This is a genomic window from Streptomyces coeruleofuscus, assembly GCF_039532725.1.
Lineage (GTDB): Bacteria > Actinomycetota > Actinomycetes > Streptomycetales > Streptomycetaceae > Streptomyces > Streptomyces coeruleofuscus.
Genome location: NZ_BAAASE010000008.1, coordinates 92,497 through 117,208 on the forward strand (window position 1 = coordinate 92,497; position 24,712 = coordinate 117,208).

Below are 24,712 nucleotides of genomic sequence, written 5' to 3' on the forward strand. Positions count from 1 at the left end.
GCCCGGGCTCTAGAGCAACGCGAGCTGTCCCTCCGGCCCCTCCTCCGGGCCGTCCAGCACCGAGGCCGGGCGGCGGGCCGGTGCCGGTACCGGGAGGACGCCGGCCTCGCGCAGCTCGGTCGTCGTGATCGGGTCGGGGATCGCCGGTTCGTCCAGCGGACGGAGTTCGGACAGCAGCGCCAGGACCGTGATCAGTTCCAGCAGCTCCGACGTCCAGGTCTGGGGCCAGGTGGCGGGGCGGATCGCGGCGAGCGTGCCCGGCTCGGCCTCGGTGACGCGCGCCGTGAACCACTGTTCCAGGACGCGCACCCCGCCCACCTCGAAGTCCCAGGCCTCCGGCGGAACCGGCGAGATGCGGCCCTCGTCCAGCAGGAGGGCCTCCTCGTCCCTGTCGTAGCGCAGGGTCAGGGGGCGGGAGGGCAGCGGGGCGCGGACGTAGGGGCGGCGGCCTCCGGGGAGCCTGGGGCGATCGCCGTCGCGGCGCATCAGCCACAGCAGCCGGTGGCCCAGCTCCAGGCCCCGCGCCCAGGCGTCGGAGTCCCCGGTGAGGGGGACGGACAGGTCCGGGCGGGCCGTCGCCGTGATCCAGGCCAGCACGTCCAGCGGTGTGGGGGAGCCGCCCAGGCGAGTGGCCAGGTGGGCGAGCAGGCCGGGGGCCAGGTTCGGCTCCCGCCCGTCCGGCCGCCGGTACAGCGGGCGGATCCGGCCGGGGCGCAGCAGCGGGAGCAGTGAGGTGACGAGCAGGCCTGGGACTCCGCCGGCACCTCCTGGGGCGTCGGGCGCCTCCAGCACGAAGACCTGCCGTTCGTCCGCCACCCGCCACAGTTCCGGGCGGGCCGCGTCGATCAGCCGCTGGTCGGGGATCAGCCACTGCTCGTCGAAGGGGGCGTACAGCACGCGCACCGGCTCCGGGCACGGCCCCGAGGCGCGCGCCAGCTTCTGTGTGCCGCTGCCGGCCTGGCCGGGCAACTGGCCGACCGCCGTGTGCGGCGTGCGGGAGCGGGTCGGCTCGAACAGGGTCTCGCGGTCGGGCCCCTCGGCCTTCATCAGGGCGTCCCAGCGGGCTTTGAGGGACGCCGCGTCGGGGCCCGCCGGCCACCCCCGGCCGAGCCGCGGCGGTGCGACGGACCACGGCATGAGGTCCGCGAGCAGCGGAGCGTCGTCGTGCGTCACGCAGGGCATCGTACGGCGTGGCTCCGACACCCGGGTCAGGTCGCCTCAAGGGTCACCGTGAAGGAGAAGCGGTCCCCCCGGTACTGGATGACGGCCACGTCCAAGGGCCGCCCGCCGGCGTCGTACGTGACGCCCGTGTAGTGCAGGATCGGGCTGAGCAGCGGCACTTGGAGCAGTTTCGCGGTCTCCGGATCGGCCAGGCGGGCCTCCACGGTGTCCGTGATGCGGCTGATGTCCGCCCCGACGACATCCCGCAGCACCTTGGTCATGGGCCACCGGACCAGGTCGTCCAGGTCGATGCGCGCGGCCAGTTCGGGACGCACGTAGTTGCGGGCGTGATTGGTCGGCTCGCCGGTCTTCTCGTCGCTGCGCAGCCGGTGGTACGTCGCCACCTCGGGCAGCTCCGGGAAGAACTCGGCGAGTTCGGCCGGCACCGGGGCGGAGCCGTGGGCCAGCAGCGCGGTCGTCATGCCGGACTGCTGGGCCACGATCGCGTCCACCGAGCCGAGCAGACGGACCGGGGAACCCCGGCGCGCGTGCGGCTCGATGAACGTGCCGCGCCGGCGGTGGCGCGAGATGAGCCCCTCGTCCTCCAGCTCCTTCAGCGCCTGCCGCATGGTCAGCACGCTCACCCCGTAGTGCCCGGCGAGCTGCTCCTCGGTGGGCAGGCGCAGCGGGTCCCGGGGCGAGCGGCCGAGGATCGAGGCGCGCAGCGACTGCGACACCTGATACCAGAGCGGCAGCTTGCGGTTCAGGACGATCGAGTCGGGAGCGAAGGAGGTCACGGGCCATCCGTACCGGTCGGGGCTGCTCAGTGCAAGGGACGGAAGTGCCGCTCCAGGCCCTGCCAGACGTCGTCGTAGCGCTGCTGGAGGTGTTCGGCGCGGGCCGCCTGCGGGGTGAGGGTGATCGGCCAGCGCGTCTCGAACATGAACGCCAGGCCGTCGTCGATCTTCTGCGGCCTCAGCTCGGCGGCGCTCGCCCGGTCGAAGGTCTCCCGGTCAGGGCCGTGCGCCGACATCATGTTGTGCAGCGAGCCGCCGCCCGGCACGAACCCTTCGGCCTTCGCGTCGTAGGCACCCTCGATGAGTCCCATGTACTCGGTCATCACGTTCCGGTGGAAGTACGGCGGCCGGAACGTGTCCTCGCCCACCAGCCAGCGCGGGGCGAACACCACGAAGTCGACCCCGGCCAGCCCCGGGGTGTCCGACGGGGACGTCAGCACCGTGAAGATCGACGGGTCCGGGTGGTCGTACGTGATGGTGCCGAGCACATTGAAACGGCGGAGGTCGTAGACGTACGGCACATGGTTGCCGTGCCAGGCGACGACATCGAGCGGGGAGTGGTCGTAGGTGGCCGTCCACAGGTTGCCGCAGAACTTGTTCACCACCTCCACCGGGCCCTCGACGTCCTCGTACGCGGCCACCGGGGCGCGGAAGTCCCGGGGGTTGGCGAGGCCGTTCGCGCCGATCGGGCCCAGGTCGGGGAGGCGGAAGGACGCGCCGTAGTTCTCGCACACATAGCCGCGGGCGGATTCGTCGAGCAGCTCCACACGGAAGCGGACCCCACGCGGAATCAGCGCCACATGGCCCGGCTCCACATGGAGCAGACCGAACTCCGTGCGCAGCAGCAGCCCGCCGCGCTCCGGGACGATCAGCAGCTCGCCGTCGGCGTCGCTGAACACCCGGTCCATCGAGGCGTTGGCGGTGTAGAGGTGGACGGCGATGCCGGTGCGCTGGGTGACGTCGCCGTTGCCGCCCAGGGTCCACAGGCCGGCCAGGAAGTCGGTCTCCGGCGCAGGGTCGGGGAGGGGGCTCCAGCGCAGGCGGTTGGGGTCGGGCACGGTCTGGGTGAAGGGGGCGGTGCGGACCGAGCCGTTGTGCGCGCGGGTGAACGCCGGGTGCGCGGCCGACGGGCGGATCCGGTAGAGCCACGAGCGGCGGTTGTGGGCCCGGGGCTCGGTGAAGGCCGTACCGCTCAGCTGTTCCGCGTACAGCCCGAGCGGGGCCCGCTGGGGCGAGTTGCGGCCCTCCGGCAGTGCGCCCGGGACGGCCTCGGAGCTGTGCTCGTTGCCGAAGCCGGAGAGATAGGTCAGCCCTTCGGCGGTCTTCCGCGCTCCCCCATGCTCGAACCCGCTCGCGCGGGAGGTACCCCCATCGCTCATGATCGCTGCTCCCTTGCGGTCCGATTCCTGTGCCACCCGATTCCTATGTGACACCGTAGGATTGCGATTTCCCCGGCGCAAGGGGGACGCGCGGCCCTGTGGGACCTCCTCTCGACGGATGCGAAGACCCGACTCCAGGACGATCCGCCGGACCGGACGCCTGTTCTACGCTCCCCGGCATGTCGTGGACACGGGGATCTCTGGCCGTGCTCGCGGTCTGCGTCCTTCTCCTGACCGGATCCGCGGGCTGCGGCTCGGGCGATGCGCAGGAGAGCGGGGCGTCACCCACACCGGTGGGCAGCCTCCTGGAGGACCGGGACGCCGAGGGGCGTCCCTACCGCGAGGTGGCGCGGCGGGACGCCCCCGACGTCGGCGTCGAGGTGCAGCCGGGTGCGGCCGGCGGCTGGGACGTACGTCTGACCGTGCGCAACTTCCGCTTCTCACCCCCCGGTGCGACAGCCCGGGCGGTGCCAGGGCAGGGCCTCGCGCGGCTCTATCTGGACGGCCGCCCGGTCGCCCGGCTCCGCGCCCCCGAGTGCCGTCTCGCCGACCGCCTCGTACCGCGCGGCACGCACCAGGTCACGGTCCGCCTCTATGCCGACGACGGCACGGTGTGGGCGGTGGACGGCGCACCCGTGGAGAGCACGGCCGACATCACCGCGTCGAAACCCGGCCCCGGGCCCGGCACCGAGGCCGAGTCCGACCCCACGCCGAGCGCGGATCCGCGGCGGCAGGCGCGGACGCATGGGGCGGAGACGCGGCGGCAGGCGCGGACGAACGCGGCGGACACGCGGTCCCCGGCCATGAACACCCGGTCCCCGATCACGGACTCCCGGTCCTGGATACGGGGGCGAGGTTCACCGGGCCGCGCCGGAAGGGCATCATGAAGCCCGTGCCCCACGCGACATCGCTCCGCCGTGCGCCCGTGCAGCGGCGCAGCGCCGAACGCCTGACCAGGATCCTCGACGCCTGCGCCGGCCTCCTCGACGAGGTCGGCTACGACGCCCTGAGCACCCGTGCCGTCGCCCAGCGGGCCGGTGTCCCCATCGGCTCGGTCTACCGCTTCTTCGGCAACAAGCGCCAGATGGTCGACGCGCTGGCCCAGCGCAACCTCGAGCACTACTCGGAGCGGATCGTCCAGCGCCTGCGGGAGGCGGGCGACGGGGGCTGGCGCGAGGCCATGGACGCCGTGCTCGACGAGTACCTGGAGATGAAGCGCACCGCGCCCGGCTTCTCCCTCGTCGACTTCGGCAACCAGATTCCGGTCGGCGCCCGTCAGGCCGAACCCAACCACCGCGTCGCCGACCGCCTCACCGAGCTTCTCTCCGGCTATCTCGACCGCGAGCCCGACGAGGAGCTGCGCCGGGTCTTCCTCATCGCCGTGGAGACCGCCGACACCCTCGTCCACCTGGCGTTCCGGGTCGCGCCGGACGGGGACCAGAAGATCATCGAGGAGATGCGGGAGATGCTGCGGGCCTACCTGGCCCGGGTGCTCGACTGACCTCACACCGATCAGGGCCTCCCCTCCATGCATACCGGTCGGTATGCTCGGGCGCGTCCGTGCGTCACCGTAGCCGCCGCCCTTGGAGGACCCGTGTCCCGCACCGCCCTGCGTATCTGTCCCCTGTGCGAGGCCACCTGCGGCCTGACCCTCACCATCGAGGGGACGCGCGTCACCCGTGCCCGCGGTGACCGCGACGACGTCTTCAGCAAGGGGTTCATCTGCCCCAAGGGCGCTTCCTTCGGGGCCGTCGACGCCGACCCCGACCGGCTGCGCACCCCGCTCGTGCGCAGGGACGGCGAGCTGCGCGAGGCCACCTGGGAGGAGGCCTTCGACGCGGTCGCCGCCGGCATCCGGCCCGTCGTCGAGCGGTACGGCCCGAACTCCGTCGGCGTCGTCCTCGGCAACCCCAACGTGCACACCATGGCCGGCGCCCTCTATCCGGCGGTGCTGCTCGCCGGGCTCGGCACGCGCAGCGTCTTCACCGCCTCCACGGTCGACCAGATGCCCAAGCACGTCTCCAGCGGACTGCTCTTCGGCGACGCGAACGCCATCCCCGTGCCCGACCTGGACCACACCGACCATCTGCTCCTGATCGGCGCCAACCCGCTGGAGTCCAACGGCAGTCTGTGCACCGCCCCGGACTTCCCGGGCAAGCTGAAGGCCCTCAAGGCCCGTGGCGGCACGCTCGTCGTGATCGACCCGCGCCGCACCCGCACCGCGAAGCTCGCCGACCGGCACATCGCCGTGCGGCCCGGCACCGACGCGCTGCTGCTGGCGGCGATGGCCCAGGTGCTCTTCGACGAGGGGCTCACGGAACCGACCCCGCACGTCCAGGGCGTCGAGGAAGTGGCCGACGCCCTGCGGGAGTTCACCCCCGAAGCCGTCGCCGCCGCCTGCGACGTCGAGGCCGACGCCATCCGCACCCTCGCCCGCGAGCTCGCCGCCGCCCCCACCGCCGCCGTCTACGGCCGCATCGGCAGCTGCACCGTCCCGCACGGCACCCTGGCCAGCTGGCTCGTCGACGTCCTGAACATCCTCACCGGCAACCTCGACCGGCCCGGCGGGGCGCTGTTCCCGCAGGCCGCCACCGACAAGACCCCGCGCCCCGCCGGACCGGGCCGCGGCTTCGCCCTCGGGCGCTGGCACTCCCGCGTGAGCCGGCACCCGGAGGCCAAGGGCGAACTGCCCCTCTCCGCCCTCGCGGAGGAGATCGACACCGCCACCGAGGAGGGCGAGCCGGTGCGCGCGCTCCTGGCCGTCGCCGCCAACCCCGTGCTCTCCGCGCCCGACGGCGACCGGCTCGACAAGGCGCTCGAATCGCTCGACTTCATGGTCAGCGTCGACCCGTACCTCAACGAGACCGCACGCCACGCCGACGTCGTCCTGCCCCCGCCTCCGCCCTCCCAGAGCCCCCACCACGACTTCGCCTTCAACACCCTCGCCGTCCGCAACCAGGTCCGCTACACCCGCCCCGCGATCCCGCTGGAGCCGGGCCGGATGGCCGAGACGGAGATCCTGGCCCGGCTGATCCTCGCCGTGACGGGCATGCACGGAGCCGATCCCGCCGCAGTCGACCAGATGGTCATCGACCAGACCCTCGGCAAGGCCGTCGAGGAACCGCACTCACCCGTGCACGGCCGTGACCCCCGCGACCTCGCCACACAGCTCACCGGCGACACCGGCCCCGAGCGACGGCTGGACATGATGCTGCGCCTCGGCCCCTACGGTGACGGCTTCGGCGCACGACCGGACGGACTGACCCTTCAGAAGCTGCTCGCGCACCCGCACGGCATCGACCTCGGTCCGCTGCGGCCCCGGCTCCCGCAGCCGCTGAAGACCGGGAGCGGCAAGGTGGAACTGCTGCCGCAGCCGATCGCGGACGACCTGCCCCGCCTCAAGCGCGCCTTGGAGGAGCGCCCCGACGGACTCGTCCTGGTCGGCCGCCGCCACCTCCGCTCGAACAACAGCTGGATGCACAACGTGCCGGCCCTCACCGGCGGCTCCAACCGCTGCACCCTGCACATCCACCCCGAGGACGCCGAACGGCTGGGCGTGCGCGACGGGGCACCGGTGCGGATCAAGGGCGCCGGGGGAGAGGTGACCGCACCGGCCGAGGTCACGGACGAGGTGCGCCGGGGTGTGGTGAGCCTGCCGCACGGCTGGGGCCACAGCCGCCCCGGCACCCGTCTCAGCCACGCCGCGACCGACCCCGGCGTCAACGTCAACCAGCTCCTCGACGGCCGCCTGCTCGACCCGCTGTCCGGCAACGCGGTCCTCAACGGAGTGCCCGTCGAGGTGGCCCCCGAGACGGCCCCGGGATGCGCATCCGTGACCGAAAAGCTCACCGCTCTGACCTGAGCAAAGCTGTGACCAGCAGTTTTGCGCTTATTGCTCGCACGTCAACGTCTTGTTAACGCTGCTTGAACGCACCTAACGTCTCGGACACCGCCGGCCCTGGTGGGATGTTCAAGGGCGAACGTTAGGTATCCACTCATGCTGACCATCCTCGGCTTCGCCATGATCGCGACCTTCCTGGTCCTGATCATGATGAAGAAGATGTCGCCGATCGCGGCGCTCGTGCTGATTCCCGCGCTGTTCTGCGTGTTCGTCGGCAAGGGCGCCAACCTCGGCGACTACGTCCTCGACGGCGTGACCGACCTCGCCCCCACTGCGGCGATGCTCATGTTCGCGATCGTCTACTTCGGTGTGATGATCGATGTCGGTCTCTTCGACCCGGTCGTCCGCGGCATCCTCAAATTCTGCAAAGCCGACCCGATGCGGATCGTCGTCGGCACCGCCGTGCTCGCCGCGATCGTGTCGCTGGACGGCGACGGCTCCACCACCTTCATGATCACCGTCTCGGCGATGTACCCGCTGTACAAGCGCCTGAAGATGAGCCTGGTCGTGATGACCGGTGTCGCCGCCATGGCCAACGGCGTGATGAACACCCTCCCCTGGGGCGGTCCGACCGCCCGCGCCGCGACCGCACTCAAGCTCGACGCCAGCGACATCTTCGTCCCGATGATCCCGGCGCTCCTGGTGGGCCTGCTCTTCGTCTTCGTCCTCTCCTACGTCCTCGGTGTGCGTGAGCGCCGGCGGCTGGGCGTGCTGACGCTGGACGAGGTGCTGGTGGAGGAGAAGGTCGAGGAGAAGGAGACCGAGACGGTCCTCGTGGGCGCCGGCGGCTCCGGCGACGGCAAGGTCTCCATGCACAAGGGCGTCGCGGGCGGCGCGGGTTCCGGCACGGACGCCGACGAGCAGGACGACGACTTCCAGGGCCTCGACCCCCACCGCGCCACGCTGCGCCCCAAGCTGTACTGGTTCAACGCGCTGCTCACGGTCGGCCTGCTCACCGCCATGATCATGGAGGTGCTGCCGATCCCGGTGCTGTTCCTGCTCGGCGCCGCACTCGTGCTCACCGTCAACTTCCCGCACATCCCGGACCAGAAGGCCCGCATCGCCGCCCACGCCGAGAACGTCCTGAACGTCTCCGGCATGGTCTTCGCCGCCGCCGTCTTCACCGGCGTCCTCCAGGGCACCGGCATGGTCGACAACATGGCCAAGTGGATGGTGGACGTCATCCCCGGCAGCATGGGCCCGCACATGGCCCTGGTCACCGGCATCCTCAGCCTTCCGCTGACGTACTTCATGTCGAACGACGGCTTCTACTTCGGTGTCCTGCCCGTCCTCGCCGAGGCCGGCGCCGCGCACGGCGTCTCCCCGCTGGAGATGGCCCGCGCCTCCCTCGTCGGCCAGCCCCTGCACATGTCGAGCCCGCTGGTCCCGGCCGTGTACGTCCTGGTCGGCATGGCCAAGGTGGAGTTCGGCGACCACACGAAGTTCGTCGTGAAGTGGGCCGCCCTCACCTGTCTGGTCATCCTCGGGGCGGGCATGCTCTTCGGGATCATCTGACCACCGCATGGAGGACGTCATCGTGAGGCCCGGTGGGAACCGCGGCTGGCTGCTCCGCCTCGTCATCGCCTTCAGCTTCGCGCAGGGGGCGGTGTCGATGGCCCGGCCCGCCGTCTCCTACCGGGCCCTCGCGCTGGGCGCGGACGAGCGCGCGGTCGGTGTGATCGCGGGTGTGTACGCGCTGCTGCCGCTGTTCGCCGCCGTCCCCCTGGGCCGCCGGACCGACCACGGCCGCTGCGCGCCCCTGCTGCCCATCGGCGTGGTCCTCATATCCGGCGGCTGCGCGCTCAGCGGCGTCGCGGACTCCCTGTGGGCCATGGCCCTGTGGAGCGGCGTGATGGGCCTCGGCCACCTCTGCTTCGTCATCGGCTCCCAGTCCCTCGTCGCCCGCCAGTCCGCGCCGCACGAACAGGACCGCAACTTCGGTCACTTCACCATCGGCGCCGCGCTCGGCCAGCTCGTCGGCCCCGTCGCCGCGGGCGCGGTGATCAGCGGCGACGACATGACGGGCACCAGCGCGCTCGCCCTGATCGCGGCGGGTGCGATCGGGGCGGTCGCGTTCACCTCGCTGTGGCGCATCGAGCACCGCCGCACGGCGGCCACGTCCCGCGCGGAGAAGGGCGACCGTGTCCCGGTCGGGCGCATCCTGCGCACCCGGGGCGTGCCGGCCGGCATCCTCATCAGCCTCGCCGTGCTGTCCGCGACCGACATCCTCACCGCCTACCTTCCGGTGGTCGGCGAGCACCGGGGCATCGCGCCGTCCGTGATCGGCGTCCTGCTCAGCCTGCGCGCGGCGGCCACCATCGCCTGCCGTCTGGTCCTGACGCCCCTGCTGCGGCTGCTCGGCCGCACCCTGCTGCTCACGGTGACCTGTCTGCTGGCGGCCCTGCTGTGCGCGGGCATCGCCCTGCCGATGCCGGTGTGGGCACTCGGCCTGCTGCTGGTGCTGCTCGGCTTCTGCCTCGGTGTGGGGCAGCCGCTGTCCATGACGACGGTCGTCCAGGCCGCGCCCGACGAGGCCCGTTCCACGGCCCTGGCGCTGCGCCTGACCGGCAACCGTCTCGGCCAGGTGGCCGCGCCCGCCGCGGCCGGGCTGATCGCCGGGGTCGCGGGGGTGGCGGCGCCGTTCGTGATGCTCGGGGTGCTGTTGCTCCTGTCCTCCGGCGTCGCCGTGCGGTCGCCGGGGGAGCGGAAGGACACGGACGAGGCCCGCCGACCGCGGGTACGGCTGCGCCGGAAGAGCGATATCTGACGCGTCGCAGGGCGCAGTTGCCGCCCTTCGACCGTCTTGTGACAGAGAGTCAGGTGACGAGGTATTTGTATGACAATCATCTGACTTGGAGGCATGTTCATGCCCGTCGTACCTCCCGCGTGCCGAGCCGGCACCCGCACCGCCGTCCTCGCCGCCCTCACCCTCGCAGGGACCACCCTGAGCGGGGTGCCCGCTGTCGCCGCTCCGGGGGACAACGGGGACGTCAAGATCCACGCCACCGAGACGCCCGCCAGTGATCGACGCAACGATCCGAAGGTCTGCGACTTCTACCTCGCCGCGTTCGACTTCGAGGCAGGCGAGACGGTCAACTGGACCATCCTGACCCTCCCCGAGGTGCCGGCCAAGAGCGGTTCCGTCACCCTCGACGGGGCCGGCGCGGGCCGCAGTCCGCGCATCGACCTGCCCAACGGTCAGTACAAGCTGACGTGGCTCACCGACCGGGCCCACGGTGTGGGCAAGTTCAAGGTGTTCCAGGTCGACTGCCCGGCCTCCAAGGCCACGCCCACCGCCATCACGCCCAACGGCGGCCCGCCGGCGGGCGGCGGCGGCATCGCCCGTGCCGAGGCCTTCACGCCGGTCGCCGGCGCAGCCGCCGTCGGGCTGGCCGCCGTCGCCGGGACGGTCTGGTTCCGGCTCCGTCGCCGCCCCGATGGCGCGGCGTAGGCCGCGTTCCGCGTATCGCGCCGCTCCGGTGGAGCGGCGTGGGGCCGGAGAGGCCATGGGTGCGGGGTCGGTGGGGCGGGGTGGAGGAGGGGCCGGTCCTGACACCGGCTCGGTGGGTGGGCGTGGTGCCGGATACCGGTCTGAGACCGGCTCGGTGGGTGGGCGTGGTGCCGGATACCGGTCTGAGACCGGCTCGGCGGTTCGGCGTGGTGCCGGATACCGGTCTGAGACCGGCTCGGCGGGTCGGCGTGGGGCGGGGTCCGGTTCTGCCGTCGTGTCGACGGTCCGGCGTGGCGGTGGGGCGGGTTACGGCGGGACTCCAGCAGTGCGGCGGGGGGTCGCGGCGGCTCCTGCCGCTGATCCGGGGACACGGCGTGGGGCCGGGCGTGGTTCCGGTGCTGCTCTCGTGGCGCGGCGGGGACCGGGCTACGGGGGCGGGGCGGCTCGGCGTGGAGCGGGAACCGGTGTCGTCGCTGTTCCGGCGGGGCTTCGTAGGGCTGGTTCCGGATACGTCCCTGCTCCGGTGGCGCGGCGCCGACGGCCCCGCAAGCCCTGGTACCGGACGCGCGCCTACCGTCTGACGCGGACGATCGTGGTGACCGTCTTCCTGCTCGTGTGCGGTGTCTTCTTGGACCGGGGCGGAGAGCCGGGCAGGGCGGCCACGGCCCTCCCGCCGGGCTCCGCCGAGGCTGCCGCTGCCGTGCCGGGCGACTCGGGTGTCCCCACCGCTGCCGTGCCGGGCGGCTCGGACCACGCCCAGGCCGCCCGGCCCCGCCCCTCCCGGGAACCCGGCCCGCACGTCGGCGCGTCCCGGGCACCCGGCCCGCACGTCGGCGCGTCCCGGGCACCCGGCCCGCACACCGGCGCGTCCCGGGCACCCGCATCCCGTACGGCCGCGGCCCCCGCCCTCCGATCCGACGCCCCTGGGCCTCACGCCTCCGGGCGCCGGACCCCCGGATCCCCCACCCCCGGGCCCTCCACCGGCGCCCCCGGGGCACGGCACCAGCGGCCCGCCGCCGACCCCGACCCGAACCGCACCTCCGCCCCCGCCGCACGACCGCCCCGCCCCCCGGTATCCCCCAGCCCCCTGCCCCCCTCCCGAGCCACCCGCCTGCTCATCCCCTACCTCCGTGTCGACGCCCCGGTCATGGACCTGGGCCTCGACCGCGAACACCGCCTCACCGCACCCCCGGAGGAAAACCCGAAGCTCGTCGGCTGGTACGGACAGGGCGCCTCACCGGGCGAGCGGGGCACCGCCGTGGCCGTCGGGCATCTCGACACCGACAGCGGTCCCGCCGTCTTCGCGGGTCTGACCGAGCTGAAGCCGGGCCGTATCGTCAAGGCCCGCCGCGCCGACGGGCGGATCGCCGTATACACCGTCGACAAGATCAAGTCGTACGAGAAGGCGCACTTTCCCAGTCAGGAGGTGTACGGCGCCCGGGGCCGCCCCGAGCTGCGCCTGATCACCTGCGGCGGCAGCTACGACCGCAGGAAGGGCTACTCCGGGAACGTCGTGGTCTTCGCCCACCTCACCGGCATCCGCTGACCCCGGGGCGGCCCCGGCCCGTGGCCGAATCAGGCCGTCCGCCTTCTCACCAGCTGGACCAGAAGCCCCGATCGTGCTCCGTGTCTTCCCCAGGCCGCACACATTCCGTTAACTTCCGTGACCCACAGCCCCGTACGACCCGCACGGGGCTTCCGACCGCGGAGCACCAGCGCCCTGATGACCCTTCGGGGGCCCCTCATGACACGCGCCATCTCCCTGCACGACGTCAGCAAGGCCTACACGCGAGGCGCCCGCGTGGTGGACCGGCTGTCGCTGGACATCACGCCGGGCGAGTTCCTCGTGCTGCTCGGCCCGTCCGGCTGCGGCAAGTCGACCGTGCTCCGGATGATCGCCGGCCTGGAGGAGATCGACGAGGGCGAGCTGCTGCTCGACGGCGAGTACGCCAACGACCTGCCGCCGTCCGGGCGGGACATGGCGATGGTCTTCCAGAACTTCGCCCTCTACCCGAACATGACCAGCCGCGCCAACATCGGTTTCCCGCTGCGTATCGAGGCCCCCGGCACGGACCCCGGGCCGCGCGTGGACGCCACCGCCCGGATGCTGGGCATCGAGGACCTCCTCGACCGCCTGCCCGCCCAGCTCTCCGGCGGTGAACGCCAGCGGGTCGCCATGGGCCGGGCCATCGCCCGCCACCCCTCCGCCTTCCTGATGGACGAGCCGCTGTCCAACCTCGACGCCAAGCTCCGCACCCACCTGCGGGCCGAGATCTCCCAGCTCACCCGCGAACTGGGCGTCACCACCGTCTACGTCACCCACGACCAGTCCGAGGCCATGTCACTCGGCGACCGCGTCGCCGTGCTGCGCGGCGGCGTGCTCCAGCAGGTCGACAGCCCGCGTGTCGTCTACGCGCTGCCCAGCAACGTGTTCGTCGCCGCCTTCATCGGCACTCCGCGCATCAACCTCCTGCGCGGCCTGGTGCGCGCCCCGCTGGACGGCGCGATGACCATCAGCCTGGGCAAGCAGTTCCTCCGCCTGCCCGAGCCGCTCTCCCTGGACCACCAGTTGCTCCGCGTCCAGCAGGGCCGCGAGGTCATCGTGGGCCTGCGCTCGGAAGCCGTCCGGATCGCCAAACACTCCGCGGCCCGCCCCGGCGAGGTGCCGATCACCGGACTGGTCGAGCACGTGGAGTTCCAGGGGCACGAGATCCTCGTCCACTTCGACACCGGCTCCAGCCCCGCGGTCGTCCCGGAGCTGGAGGCTCCGCGCCCGCGCCCGGGCCGCCCCGCCCGGCGCCGCCGCCGCGAGGGCTCGGTCATCGGCCGTCTGCGCGAGCGGTCCGCCGCCGGGCGCGCGGGCCCCGTCGTGGCCCTGGACCACCCCGCGGACGCGCGACCAGGCCTCGCGACCGCCGAACCCCGCCTGCCCGGCGACCTCATCGTGCGGACCACCCCGGACCTGGCCCTCCGCCACGGTATGCAGGTGCCGCTCCTCGTCGACCTCGCCCACCTCTTCGTCTTCGACCAGCACGGCGACCGCATCTGCCCGCACCCGGCACGCCTGCCCGATCTGGAGGAGTGAGGAGCCGCACACCCGGGCGGGGCCCGCTGCGTGCTGTGATGAGCGGGATCACCGGGACGTCTGGCGCCGGAAAACTATCGTCGCTAGTTTATGTGCCGGACGACGAAGCCCCGCCCCGGAGGAAGCGCGATGAAGGCATACGACGGCATGTACATCGGGGGCGCCTGGCGCCCCGCCGCCGGCCAGGACGTGATCGAGGTCGTGAACCCGGTCGACGAGCAGGTCATCGGCACGGTCCCGGCCGGCACCGCGGAGGACGTCGACACCGCCGTACGGGCCGCACGCGGCGCCCTGCCGGGGTGGGCCGCTACCCCGCCCGCCGAGCGCGCGGCGCGCCTGGCCGCCCTCCGGGACGTGCTCGCGGCCCGCGCGGACGAGATCGCCGAGACGGTGACGGCCGAACTCGGCGCGCCCCTGAAGTTCTCGCAGGCCGTCCACGCGGCCGTGCCGATCGCGGTCGCGGGCTCCTACGCCGAGCTGGCGGCGACGTACGCCTTCGAGGAGAAGACCGGCAACTCGGTCGTGCACCACGAGCCGGTCGGCGTGGTGGCCGCGATCACGCCCTGGAACTACCCGCTGCATCAGATCGTCGCCAAGGTCGCCCCGGCCCTCGCGGCGGGTTGCACGATCGTCGTGAAGCCCGCCGAGGACACCCCGCTGGTCGCCCGCCTGTTCGCGGACGCCGTGCACGAGGCCGGAATCCCGGCGGGCGTCTTCAACCTGGTCACCGGCCTCGGCCCGGTCGCCGGCCAGGCCCTCGCCGAGCACCCCGGCGTGGACCTGGTCTCCTTCACCGGCTCCACCGCCGTCGGCCGGCACATCGCCGCCGTCGCCGCCGGGGCCGTCAAGAAGGTCGCCCTGGAACTCGGCGGCAAGTCCGCCAACGTCATCCTCCCGACCGCCGATCTCGCCAAGGCGGTCAACGTCGGCGTCGCCAACGTCATGTCCAACTCCGGGCAGACGTGCAGCGCGTGGACGCGGATGCTGGTCCACCGGGACCAGTACGACGAGGCGGTCGAGCTCGCCGGCACCGCCGCCGCCAAGTACGGCGAGCGCATCGGCCCCGTCGTCAACGCCAAGCAGCAGGCCCGGGTACGCGGCTACATCGAGAAGGGCGTCACGGAGGGCGCCCGCCTGGTCGCCGGCGGCCCCGAAGCCCCGCGCGACAAGGGCTACTTCGTCAGCCCGACCGTCTTCGCCGACGTCACCCCGGACATGACCATCGCACAGGAGGAGATCTTCGGCCCCGTCCTGTCGATCCTCCGCTACGACGACGAGGAGGACGCCCTCCGGATCGCCAACGGCACGGTCTACGGCCTGGCCGGCGCCGTCTGGGCCGGGGACGAGGCCGAGGCGGTGGCCTTCGCCCGCCGGATGGAGACCGGCCAGGTCGACATCAACGGCGGCCGCTTCAACCCCCTCGCCCCCTTCGGCGGCTACAAGCAGTCGGGCGTGGGCCGCGAACTGGGCGTGCACGGCCTGGCCGAGTACCTCCAGACCAAGTCCCTCCAGTTCTAGCTCAGGGGAGTCCCTTCCGTCATGTCCCTCCAGTTCTAGCCCAGGGGAGTCCCTTCCGTCATGGCTGTCCGCGCCGCCGTCCTGCCCGCCGTCGGTTCCCCGCTGGAGATCACCGGCATCGACCTGCCGGACCCCGGACCCGGCCAGATCCGCGTCCGCCTTGCCGCCGCCGGGGTCTGCCACTCCGACCTGTCCCTGTCCAACGGCACCATGCGCGTCCCGGTCCCGGCCGTCCTCGGCCACGAGGGCGCCGGCACGGTCGTCGCCGTCGGTGAGGGCGTCGGTCACGTCGCGCCGGGCGACGGAGTCGTCCTCAACTGGGCCCCGTCCTGCGGCGCCTGTCACGCCTGCTCGCTCGGCGAGGTCTGGCTGTGCGCCAACGCCCTCAACGGCGCCGCTGACGTCTACGCCCGCACCACCGAGGGCACCGACCTCCACCCCGGCCTGAACGTCGCCGCGTTCGCCGAGGAGACCGTGGTGTCCGCGGCGTGCGTCCTGCCCGTCCCGGACGGCATCCCGCTCACCGACGCGGCCCTCCTCGGCTGCGCCGTCCTCACCGGTTACGGTGCCGTCCACCACTCGGCCCGCGTCCGGCAGGGCGAGACGGTGGCGGTGTTCGGGGTCGGGGGAGTGGGGCTCGCCGCCCTCCAAGCCGCCCGGATCGCGGGCGCCTCGAAGATCGTCGCGGTGGACGTGTCCGCCGAGAAGGAGGAGCTGGCCCGGGCGGCCGGCGCCACCGACTACGTGCTCGCCTCCGAGAACACCGCCCGCGAGATCCGCGCCCTCACCGGCAAACAGGGCGTCGACGTCGCCGTCGAGTGCGCCGGCCGCGCGGTCTCCATCCGCACGGCCTGGGACTCCACCCGCCGCGGCGGCCGCACCACGGTCGTCGGCATCGGCGGCAAGGACCAGCAGGTCACCTTCAACGCCCTGGAGATCTTCCACTGGGGCCGCACCCTGACCGGCTGCGTCTACGGCAACTCCGACCCGGCCGTCGACCTTCCGGTCCTGGCCGAGCACGTCCGCGCGGGCCGCCTCGACCTGAGCGCCCTGGTGACCGAACGCATCTCTCTCGACGGCATCCCGGCGGCCTTCGAGAACATGCTGGCGGGCAAGGGCGGCCGGGCACTGGTCGTCTTCTAGCCCGTATCCCCCCCGGCACCCCGGCACCCCGGCCTCCGCGCGAGGCCGGGGTCCGCGGCGTGCCCGGTCCCATGATCAGTGGCGCCTACAGGCAAAACTCCTGGTGCACGACCCGTTGACGTCCATACCGTCCGGTCAGTACGTTCCCCGGAACCCGAGCCACCCCCCGGTTCCGTCCCCGCACCCACCGGAGCGTGCACCACATGGACACGGCCCCTTCCGCTCAGCCGCCCGCCTCCACCGCGCCCGCCGTGGGCAACCGCCGCCGCGTAGCCACCGCCTCGGCCCTCGCCTCGGCCGTCGAGTGGTACGACTACTTCGTCTTCGGCATCGCCGCCGCCCTCGTCCTCGGCGACCTCTACTTCCCCGCCGGCAGTCCCACCGCGGGCGTCATGGCCTCCTTCGCCACGTTCGCCGTCGGCTTCCTCGCCCGCCCCCTCGGCGGCATCGTCGCCGGCCACCTCGGCGACAAGCGCGGCCGCAAGCCGATGCTGGTCCTCGCGCTCACGCTGATGGGCGTAGCCACCACCGGCATCGGCCTGCTGCCGACGTACGAGACGATCGGCGTCGCCGCCCCGATCCTGCTCGTCCTGCTCCGCGTCGCGCAGGGCGTCGCCGTCGGCGCCCAGTGGGGCGGCGCGATGCTCCTGGCCACCGAGTACGCCCCGGAGGGCAAGCGCGGCGTCTACGGCAGTGTGGTCCAGCTCGGCGTCCCCATCGGCGTGGTGACCGCCAACACGGTCTTCCTGGCCGCCGGCGCCCTCACCACCGACTCGGCGTTCGCGGCCTGGGGCTGGCGCGTGCCGTTCCTGGTCGGCCTGCTCGTGCTCGGCCTCGCCTGGTACATCCACACCCGCGTCGAGGAGACCCCGGCGTTCAAGGAGGCCGAACGCGCCCTCGCGGAGCAGGAGAAGTCCGAGCAGAGCTCGCCGCTGCGCACGATCCTGCGCGACCACCTCGGCACGGTGTTCCTCGCCGGCGGTTCCTTCGCCGTGAACACCGCGACCTTCTACATCCTGATCACCGGCGTCCTCGACTACACGACCCGTGAGCTGGACATGAAGAAGGGCCCGGTGCTCATGGTCTCGCTCTGCGTCAGCCTCACCCAGCTCGTGCTGATCCCGGCCGCCGCCGCGCTCTCCGACCGCGTCGGCCGCATCCGGATCTACGCCTTCGGGGCGGCCGGCATCGCGCTGTGGGCCGTACCGCTCTTCCTGCTGATCGACACCGGCTCGCTGCTGTGGCTCGCGGTCGGCACGTTCGTCGCCAGCTGCTTCCTGAGCATCATGTACGGCCCCCAGGCGGCGCTGTTCGCCGAGCTGTTCACGCCCGAGATGCGCTACACCGGAGCCTCCCTCGGCTACCAGATCGCGGCCGTGGCCGGCGGCGGGCTCGCCCCCTTCGTCATGGTGCTGCTGCTGGAGGCGACGGGCACCTCGATGGCGGTGTCCGGCTACATCATCGCGCTCTCGGTGATCGCCCTGGTGTCGATCAAGGTCCTCGCGGACCGGGCGCGTGCGGCGGAACCGGAGGCAGCGCCCGAGGCCAAGGCGGAAGCCGAGTCAGCGGGCTGAGTCCGCAGTCCGCTCGGGCCGGGGTTCCGCATCCGCTCCCGGATCCCCGGCCCGAGCCGCCGCCCGCGACCGGGACACCGCGACACCCGCCAGGCAGAGCGCACCGCCGACCAGGGTGAGCAGCCCCGGCACCTCGCCGAGGAACAGCCAGGACATCAGGACGACCAGCGCGGGCGCCGCGTACGTCGTCGCGCCCATCCGGCTCGCGGTCGTCCGGGACAGGGCGTACGCCCACGTCGTGAAGGCGAGGGCGGTCGGGAAGACGCCCAGGTACACCATGTTGAGCGTCGCGGAGGCCGGTGCTTCGGCGGCCTCCTGGACGAGCTGCCCGGCGAACGGCAGGCACACCACCGCGCCGACCAGGCAGCCGAAGGTCGTCACCTGCAACGGGCTCGCCGTGCCCAGCGCCGGCTTCTGCGCGACGACACCGGCGGCGTACGTGACCGCCGCCAGCAGGCACAGCACCACCCCGAGCACCGAGGAACCGCCCTCGCCGGACATCGACAGACCCACGGTCACCGCACCGGCGAACGACACCGCCATCCCCGCCAGCAGCCGCGGCGGCATCGGATCACCGAGCAAGCGGGCGCCGAGCAGTGCGATGAGGATCGGCCCGGTGTTCACCACCAGGGCGGCCGTACCCGCGTCGACCTGCTGCTCGCCCCAGTTCAGGGCGACCATGTAGACGCCGAACCACAGCAGGCCCGATATGGCGATCCCGCGCCAGGCCGAGCGCGGCGGCCACCCCTCCCGCCGCAGCAGGCAGATCACCCCCAGCGTCAGCGCCCCCGCCAGCAGCCGCCCGAGCGCCAGCGCCCCCGGCGAGTACGCCTCGCCCGCACTGCGGATCGAGACGAAGGCGGACGCCCACAGCACGACGGTCACCGTGGCCGCCGCGGCGGCCAGCAGCTCCGCGCGGCGGGCGGGGCGGGACGGGTTGTTGTTCATCATGCTCCCGAGGCTAGGTGGGGAAAGGGAACGGAGGCTCGCGAATTTCGGACGGGGCTTCAGCAGGTGGCGGGCTTGTCCGGGCAGGCTCGGGGTCAGCGCAGCGCCGCGGCCTCCACGCCCAGCAGGTCGAACAGGGCCCGTTCACCGGCAGCCGTCACCTTCACGGCCCGCTCGGAGCCGATACGCACGCACCACCCCGTCTCCAGGGCGTGCCGGCACAGGGCCGCGCCCGCGACGCCCGCGAGATGAGGCCGGCGTTCGGTCCAGTCGAGACAGGCACGGGCCAGCGGGCGCCGGCCGCGCCGGTCGAGACCGATACCGGCCGACTCGAACCAGGCCAGCCCGGCGTCGGTGAGCGCGAACCCGGTCTCCTGTTGCAGCAGCCCGCGCGCCGTCAGCCCGTCCGTGACCGCGATGCCGAGCCGCCCGGCGAGATGGTCGTAGCAGGTGCGGCCCCGGGCCATCGCCGAACCGGCGCTCGACTCCCGCAGGTTCCGCGGCCGTACGACCGTACCCGGCGCGGCCTGCGCCGCCAGGTCCTCCACGAGCTGCGCGACCCGCGCGTCGGCCAGCCGCACGTACCGGTGCCGGCCCTGCCGCTCCTCGGCGAGCAGCCCGCCCGCGACGAGCCTGCCGAGGTGCTCGCTCAGCGTGGACGCGGCGACACCCGCGTGCCGCGCCAGCTCGCCCGCGGTCCAGGCCCGGCCGTCGAGCAGCGCCAGCAGGCATGCGGCCCGGGTCTCGTCCGCGAACAGCGCGGCGAGCCGTGCCAGGCTCGTGGCCTGCGGGTCCCTCGTCGTCATGCCCCCAGCATGGAACACGAACACTTCGGCTGACGCCGAAGTGTCGCTACGCGGTCCGCCGCACCTGCTCGTACTGCCGTGCCAGCCCGTCCAGCAGGGCCGTCAGGCCGGTCTCGAAGGCCCGCTCGTCGATCTTCTCCTGCTGCTCGGCGAGGAGATGGGCCTGCTGGAGATGGGGGTAGTCGGCGGGGTCGTAGGCGCTCGCGTCGTCGACGAAGCCCCCGGCGAAGGAGCCGAGCGCGGAGCCCATCACGAAGTAGCGCATCAGCGCGCCGATGGAGGTGGCCTGCGCCGGCGGCCAGCCCGCCTCGACCATCGCGCCGTAGACGGCGTCCGCCAGGCGCAGCCCGGCCGGGCGGCGGCCGGGGCCGCGGGCCAGCACCGGGACGATGTTCGGGTGGTCGCGCAGCGCGGCCCGGTAGGAGACGGCCCAGTCGTGCAGCGCGGTCCGCCAGTTCCGGCCGTCCTGGAACATCGTCAGGTCCACCTGGCCGCTCACCGAGTCGGCGACCGCCTCCAGGATCTCGTCCTTGGTGCGGAAGTGGTTGTAGAGCGAGGGCCCGCTGACCCCGAGTTCGGCGGCGAGCCGACGGGTGGAGACGGCCGCGAGGCCCTCCGCGTCCACGAGCGCGCGGGCCGTCTCGACGATCCGGTCGGTGCTGAGCAAGGGCTTGCGCGGTCGGGCCATGGCGCACATAGTAGGGCTGCCGATCGAAACTAGCAGTGCTAATTTAAATGTACGGCTTTCAATGGGGTGACGTGTGGTGAACCTGGAGCTCAGCGACGAGCAGACGGCGGTCCGGCAGCTCGCCCGGGACTTCGTCGAGCGCGAGATCGCCCCGAACGCCATCGCCTGGGACCGTGCCGAGGAGGTCGACCGCGGGATCGTCAAGAAGCTCGGCGAGGTCGGCTTCCTGGGGCTGACGGTCGACGAGGAGTACGGCGGCTCGGGCGGCGACCACCTCGCGTACTGCCTGGTCACGGAGGAACTCGGCCGGGGCGACTCGTCCGTGCGCGGGATCGTCTCCGTCTCGCTGGGGCTCGTCGCGAAGACCGTCGCCGCCTGGGGCAGCGAGGAGCAGAAGCGGCGGTGGCTGCCGGGACTCACCTCCGGCGAGTCGGTCGGCTGCTTCGGCCTCACCGAGCCGGGCACGGGCTCGGACGCGGGCAACCTCGCGACGCGGGCGGTGCGGGACGGCGACGACTACGTCATCAACGGCACCAAGATGTTCATCACCAACGGCACCTGGGCCGACGTCGTCCTGCTGTTCGCCCGCTCCACGGACGCCCCGGGCCACAAGGGCGTCTCCGCCTTCCTGGTCCCCACGGGCACGCCCGGCCTGACGCGCCGCACGATCCACGGGAAGCTGGGGCTGCGCGGCCAGGCCACCGCCGAGATCGTGCTGGAGGACGTGCGGGTGCCCGCCTCGGCGCTGCTGGGGGAGGAGGGCAAGGGCTTCTCGATCGCCATGTCCGCCCTCGCCAAGGGCCGGATGTCGGTCGCCGCGGGCTGCGTCGGCATAGCCCAGGCCGCGCTGGACGCGGCCGTGCGGTACGCGGGCGAGCGCGAGCAGTTCGGCAAGACCATCGCCCGTCACCAGCTGGTCCAGGAGCTGATCAGCGACATCGCCGTGGACGTCGACGCCGCCCGGCTGCTGACCTGGCGGGTCGCCGATCTGATCGACCGGGGCCGGCCGTTCGCCGTCGAGTCGTCCAAGGCCAAGCTGTTCGCCTCGGAGGCGGCCGTCCGCGCCGCCAACAACGCGCTCCAGGTCTTCGGCGGCTACGGCTACATCGACGAGTACCCCGCGGGCAAGCTGCTGCGGGACGCCCGCGTGATGACCCTCTACGAGGGCACGAGCCAGATCCAGAAGCTGGTCATCGGACGTGCGCTGACGGGGGTTTCGGCGTTCTGAGTACGCCCCTGAGTACTTCGGCGGATGTGGCGCGGGCCACGTCCGCCGAAGCTTGCCCCATGAGTGACACACCGGGCAGCAAGCCGCAGAACACGGCCGCCTTCTACGGCCAGGCCGTCGCCTCCTTCGCCGTCGCCATGGCGGCCACCGCCATCGGCATCTACCAGCTGAGCGCCGACGCCTGGGTGCGGGGCTTCCTCGCCATCGCCGTCCTGTACCTGGTCACCTCCTCCTTCACCCTCGCCAAGGTGATCCGGGACCGGCAGGAGGGGCCGGCGCAGGGGGCGGCGCCCTCGTACGCCCCGTTCGAGAAGCGCTGAGCTGCCACACTAAGCGCCCGCTCACCTTCGGCGGTATGGTGTTGTCCCTGTCGGTGGAGAGGGGCGAGTGATGAGTACGGCGGAGGAGACGGCCGGCGGCGAGGCGCAGGCGTGGGGCGAGGTCACGCCCGACGCGGCGCGACGGCTGCTGATCGCCGCGGTGGAGGCCTTCGCCGAGCGCGGGTACCACGCCACGACGACCCGGGACATCGCGGGTCGGGCCGGGATGAGCCCGGCCGCGCTCTACATCCACTACAAGACCAAGGAAGAACTGCTGCACCGCATCAGCAGGATCGGCCACGAGAAGGCCCTGGAGATCCTGCGGACGGCGGCCCGGCGGGAGGGCGCCGCCCGCGAGCGCCTGGCCGGTGCGGTCAGCTCCTTCGTCCGCTGGCACGCCGGCGGACGCACCACCGCCCGGGTCGTCCAGTACGAGCTGGACTCGCTCGGTCCGGACGCCCGTGACGAGATCCTCGCGCTGCGCCGGCAGTGCGACGCCGAGGTGCGGGCGATCATCGAGGACGGCGTGGCGGCCGGTGAGTTCGACGTCATGGACGTGAAGGGCACGACCCTGGCCGTTCTCTCGCTCTGCATCGACGTGGCCCGTTGGTTCAACGTCAACGGGCCGTGGACGCCGGACGAGGTCGGCGCGCTGTACGCCGACCTCGTGCTGCGGATGGTGGGGGCCGGGGGAGAAGAAGCCCGCCGGTAGTCCGCCGGGGTCAGAAGTAGTAGCGGGCGACGGACTCGGCGACGCACACGGGCTTGTCGCCGCCCTCGCGCGCCACGGTGAAGGCGACGGTCACCTGGACGCCGCCCTGCACGTCGTCGACGCCGGTGATCGCCGCGGTGGCGCGCAGCCGGGAGCCGACGGGGACGGGGGAGGGGAAACGGACCTTGTTCGTCCCGTAGTTGACGCCCATCTTCACGCCCTCGACGGAGATCAGCTGCGGACCGAAGAGGGGCAGCAGCGACAGCGTGAGATAGCCGTGGGCGATGGTGGTGCCGAAGGGCCCCGCCGCGGCCTTCTCCGGATCGACGTGGATCCACTGGTGGTCGCCGGTGGCCTCCGCGAAGAGGTCGATCCGCTTCTGGTCGATGTCGAGCCAGTCGGTGTACCCCAGTTGCTCGCCCACCGCCGACTTCAGGTCGTCGACGGACGTGAAGATCCTCGGCTGTGCCATGTCCCGGCCTCTCGCGTCAGGAAGTCTGCGTGCGCTCGTATCTCTAAGCGACTGCTTAGCATGGTCGGCTGCGGGGGCCGTGTCAACGGGCTCGGGCGGGGCGATCGGTAGGGTTCGAGGGGTGCCCCAGATTTCAGAGAAGATCCACGAGCTCACGGTCGGCCAGCTGTCGGCGCGCAGCGGGGCCGCCGTCTCCGCCCTGCACTTCTACGAGTCCAAGGGCCTGATCAGCAGTCGCCGCACGTCGGGCAACCAGCGCCGCTACTCGCGTGACACGCTGCGCCGGGTCGCCTTCATCCGGGCCGCGCAACGGGTCGGTATCCCGCTGGCGACGATCCGCGAGGCGCTGGCGGAGCTTCCCGAGGAGCGGACGCCGACCCGGGAGGACTGGGCGCGTCTTTCGGAGGCCTGGCGCTCGGAGCTGGACGAACGCATCAAGCAGCTGAACCGCCTCCGCGACCACCTCACCGACTGCATCGGCTGCGGCTGCCTCTCCCTCGACACCTGCGTGCTGTCCAACCCGGGCGACGTCTTCGGCGAACGCCGGGCGGGCTCGCGCCTGATGGTGGACAAGGGGCGCACGTCCGCTTAGCTGCGGGCAGTCGTGCCTCCCCCAGTGCCTCAAGGGCCTGGGAGGTACCCCCAGGGCGGCACGGGTGGGCGCAGCGGCACCCCGCTACGCCGGGCTGCGGACCCACCCGGCCTCAGCAACCACGCCGAGCACCCCGCCGGCCTGCCTCGTACTCCACCAACCCCGCCGCGACCAACTCGGCGTTGGACCCGGCCAGTCGTCCGGTCGGCAGACGCAGCACATCCTCAACCCCGACCCGTGTGGCCAAGCCCAGCTCGCCCGCAAGCCGCAGCACCGGCCACGCACCCCCGTCCTCCCCGTGCAGCAGGACAGGACGCCCGTGCGCGTCACCAAGGCCGGACAGCAACCCCCGCGCGGAGTCCACCGCACCCGAAGGGCCGGTATCCGTCACCTCGGCCAGCACCCGCAGCACTTTCGGCCCCAACGTCGAGGCGGCGAACCGCTCCGCACCGTCCGTCCCGGACCAGATGCCGGCCTCCACACCCACCCCGAGATCCAGGAGCAGGGCGGCGACCTCCTCCGCGCCCGGCTCATGCCAGTTGACCGAGGCGTGGTCGGGTAGGACCGTCCAGCCCCGTATCCGCTCCAGTCTGGCGGCAGGGTCCGGCTCGGCCCATGCCCCCGTGGTCACACCCACCGGCACCGACACCCGCGCCCGGATCGCCGACAGCGTCTCGGCGAGCACGCGCGGCGACAACGTGTCCCGCCCGCACGGTGTCTTGGGGTGGACATGGATGTCCGTGGCCCCGGCCGCGACGGCGCCCGCGGCGGAGTCGGCCATGGACTCGGGCGTCAGCGGCACCGCCGTACCGTCGGCGGCGGTCCGCGGACCGTTCAGACACACTTGCACCATGTCCCGATGGTGCCAGTCACCACTGACAGCCGGCTCCGGCGACGACAGTGGGGGTGCGGCATCCCCGGCGCACCCCCCGCGCAC

General features: G+C 72.6%; 23 protein-coding genes. 15 read left to right on the forward strand and 8 right to left on the reverse strand.

Features of this window, described 5'->3' with window-relative positions; translation table 11 throughout:
* Positions 1-9 precede the first annotated feature (9 nt).
* The 3 genes from ABFX81_RS28975 to hmgA are packed head-to-tail and all read right to left on the reverse strand — an operon-like array spanning position 10 to position 3,337.
* Positions 10-1,182: a type ISP restriction/modification enzyme gene (locus ABFX81_RS28975; protein WP_346138884.1), complete on the reverse strand. Its 1,173-nt coding sequence runs from the start codon at positions 1,180-1,182 to the stop codon at positions 10-12.
* A 26-nt stretch (positions 1,183-1,208) separates the two neighbouring features.
* Positions 1,209-1,958 carry a UTRA domain-containing protein gene (locus ABFX81_RS28980; protein WP_086854727.1) on the reverse strand — a complete coding sequence of 250 codons (750 nt, stop codon included), beginning with the start codon at positions 1,956-1,958 and terminating at the stop codon, positions 1,209-1,211.
* Positions 1,959-1,984: 26 nt separating this feature from the next.
* A complete protein-coding gene (hmgA, locus tag ABFX81_RS28985; RefSeq protein ID WP_346138885.1) occupies positions 1,985-3,337 on the reverse strand; it encodes a homogentisate 1,2-dioxygenase in 1,353 nt (450 codons plus the stop codon).
* Positions 3,338-3,516: 179 nt separating this feature from the next.
* Between hmgA and ABFX81_RS28990 the strand changes: the two genes are divergently transcribed.
* The 11 genes from ABFX81_RS28990 to ABFX81_RS29040 all read left to right on the forward strand — a co-directional run bounded on the left by ABFX81_RS28990 (position 3,517) and on the right by ABFX81_RS29040 (position 18,009).
* Positions 3,517-4,224, forward strand: coding sequence for a hypothetical protein (locus ABFX81_RS28990; protein WP_346138886.1), 708 nt, complete (start codon positions 3,517-3,519; stop codon positions 4,222-4,224).
* On the forward strand, positions 4,221-4,838 hold the full coding sequence (locus tag ABFX81_RS28995; RefSeq protein WP_086854774.1) for a TetR family transcriptional regulator: 618 nt from the start codon (positions 4,221-4,223) through the stop codon (positions 4,836-4,838). Before ABFX81_RS28990 ends, ABFX81_RS28995 begins: the two co-directional genes overlap by 4 nt.
* A gap of 93 nt (positions 4,839-4,931) precedes the next feature.
* Entirely contained in the window at positions 4,932-7,199 is a 2,268-nt protein-coding gene (locus ABFX81_RS29000; RefSeq protein ID WP_346138887.1) for a molybdopterin oxidoreductase family protein, read from the forward strand.
* A gap of 135 nt (positions 7,200-7,334) precedes the next feature.
* Positions 7,335-8,753, forward strand: coding sequence for a citrate:proton symporter (locus ABFX81_RS29005; protein ID WP_086855556.1), 1,419 nt, complete (start codon positions 7,335-7,337; stop codon positions 8,751-8,753).
* Between the two features lie 22 nt (positions 8,754-8,775).
* Positions 8,776-10,005, forward strand: coding sequence for an MFS transporter (locus tag ABFX81_RS29010; protein ID WP_086855557.1), 1,230 nt, complete (start codon positions 8,776-8,778; stop codon positions 10,003-10,005).
* 93 nt (positions 10,006-10,098) lie between these two features.
* Positions 10,099-10,689 (forward strand): hypothetical protein, encoded by a 591-nt coding sequence (locus tag ABFX81_RS29015; protein WP_346138888.1) that lies wholly within the window; start codon positions 10,099-10,101, stop codon positions 10,687-10,689.
* A gap of 523 nt (positions 10,690-11,212) precedes the next feature.
* Positions 11,213-12,235 carry a class F sortase gene (locus ABFX81_RS29020; protein WP_346138889.1) on the forward strand — a complete coding sequence of 341 codons (1,023 nt, stop codon included), beginning with the start codon at positions 11,213-11,215 and terminating at the stop codon, positions 12,233-12,235.
* 198 nt (positions 12,236-12,433) lie between these two features.
* On the forward strand, positions 12,434-13,774 hold the full coding sequence (locus ABFX81_RS29025) for an ATP-binding cassette domain-containing protein (RefSeq protein ID WP_086846886.1): 1,341 nt from the start codon (positions 12,434-12,436) through the stop codon (positions 13,772-13,774).
* Between the two features lie 129 nt (positions 13,775-13,903).
* Entirely contained in the window at positions 13,904-15,292 is a 1,389-nt protein-coding gene (locus ABFX81_RS29030) for an aldehyde dehydrogenase family protein (RefSeq protein ID WP_086846884.1), read from the forward strand.
* A 60-nt stretch (positions 15,293-15,352) separates the two neighbouring features.
* Positions 15,353-16,435 carry a zinc-binding dehydrogenase gene (locus ABFX81_RS29035; RefSeq protein WP_086846882.1) on the forward strand — a complete coding sequence of 361 codons (1,083 nt, stop codon included), beginning with the start codon at positions 15,353-15,355 and terminating at the stop codon, positions 16,433-16,435.
* Positions 16,436-16,638: 203 nt separating this feature from the next.
* Complete coding sequence (locus tag ABFX81_RS29040) at positions 16,639-18,009, forward strand: MFS transporter (RefSeq protein ID WP_086846880.1); 1,371 nt, start codon at positions 16,639-16,641, stop codon at positions 18,007-18,009.
* Here ABFX81_RS29040 and ABFX81_RS29045 read toward each other — a convergent pair.
* The 3 genes from ABFX81_RS29045 to ABFX81_RS29055 form a co-directional block, all read right to left on the reverse strand.
* Positions 17,998-18,960: an EamA family transporter gene (locus tag ABFX81_RS29045; RefSeq protein ID WP_086846878.1), complete on the reverse strand. Its 963-nt coding sequence runs from the start codon at positions 18,958-18,960 to the stop codon at positions 17,998-18,000. The two genes, ABFX81_RS29040 and ABFX81_RS29045, sit on opposite strands and share 12 nt — an antisense overlap.
* A 92-nt stretch (positions 18,961-19,052) precedes the next feature.
* Complete coding sequence (locus ABFX81_RS29050; protein ID WP_086846876.1) at positions 19,053-19,763, reverse strand: helix-turn-helix domain-containing protein; 711 nt, start codon at positions 19,761-19,763, stop codon at positions 19,053-19,055.
* A gap of 46 nt (positions 19,764-19,809) precedes the next feature.
* Positions 19,810-20,451, reverse strand: coding sequence for a TetR/AcrR family transcriptional regulator C-terminal domain-containing protein (locus tag ABFX81_RS29055; protein WP_086846874.1), 642 nt, complete (start codon positions 20,449-20,451; stop codon positions 19,810-19,812).
* A 76-nt stretch (positions 20,452-20,527) separates the two neighbouring features.
* Between ABFX81_RS29055 and ABFX81_RS29060 the strand changes: the two genes are divergently transcribed.
* The 3 genes from ABFX81_RS29060 (at position 20,528) to ABFX81_RS29070 (ending at position 22,711) form a co-directional block, all read left to right on the forward strand.
* Positions 20,528-21,679, forward strand: a complete 1,152-nt coding sequence (locus ABFX81_RS29060) for an acyl-CoA dehydrogenase family protein (protein ID WP_086846888.1) — start codon at positions 20,528-20,530, stop codon at positions 21,677-21,679.
* Between the two features lie 59 nt (positions 21,680-21,738).
* Entirely contained in the window at positions 21,739-21,999 is a 261-nt protein-coding gene (locus ABFX81_RS29065) for a YiaA/YiaB family inner membrane protein (RefSeq protein ID WP_086846872.1), read from the forward strand.
* 70 nt (positions 22,000-22,069) lie between these two features.
* Positions 22,070-22,711: a TetR-type transcription factor C-terminal domain-containing protein gene (locus ABFX81_RS29070; protein WP_086846870.1), complete on the forward strand. Its 642-nt coding sequence runs from the start codon at positions 22,070-22,072 to the stop codon at positions 22,709-22,711.
* Between the two features lie 10 nt (positions 22,712-22,721).
* Here the strand turns inward: ABFX81_RS29070 and ABFX81_RS29075 are convergent, their stop codons facing one another.
* Positions 22,722-23,183: a MaoC/PaaZ C-terminal domain-containing protein gene (locus ABFX81_RS29075; protein ID WP_086846868.1), complete on the reverse strand. Its 462-nt coding sequence runs from the start codon at positions 23,181-23,183 to the stop codon at positions 22,722-22,724.
* 121 nt (positions 23,184-23,304) lie between these two features.
* Between ABFX81_RS29075 and soxR the strand changes: the two genes are divergently transcribed.
* Entirely contained in the window at positions 23,305-23,775 is a 471-nt protein-coding gene (gene soxR / locus ABFX81_RS29080) for a redox-sensitive transcriptional activator SoxR (RefSeq protein WP_086846866.1), read from the forward strand.
* Between the two features lie 112 nt (positions 23,776-23,887).
* Here the strand turns inward: soxR and ABFX81_RS29085 are convergent, their stop codons facing one another.
* The gene (locus tag ABFX81_RS29085; RefSeq protein ID WP_346138891.1) at positions 23,888-24,628 is read right to left on the reverse strand and encodes a 3-keto-5-aminohexanoate cleavage protein; all 741 of its coding nucleotides are present in this window, start codon (positions 24,626-24,628) and stop codon (positions 23,888-23,890) included.
* Positions 24,629-24,712: the final 84 nt, after the last annotated feature.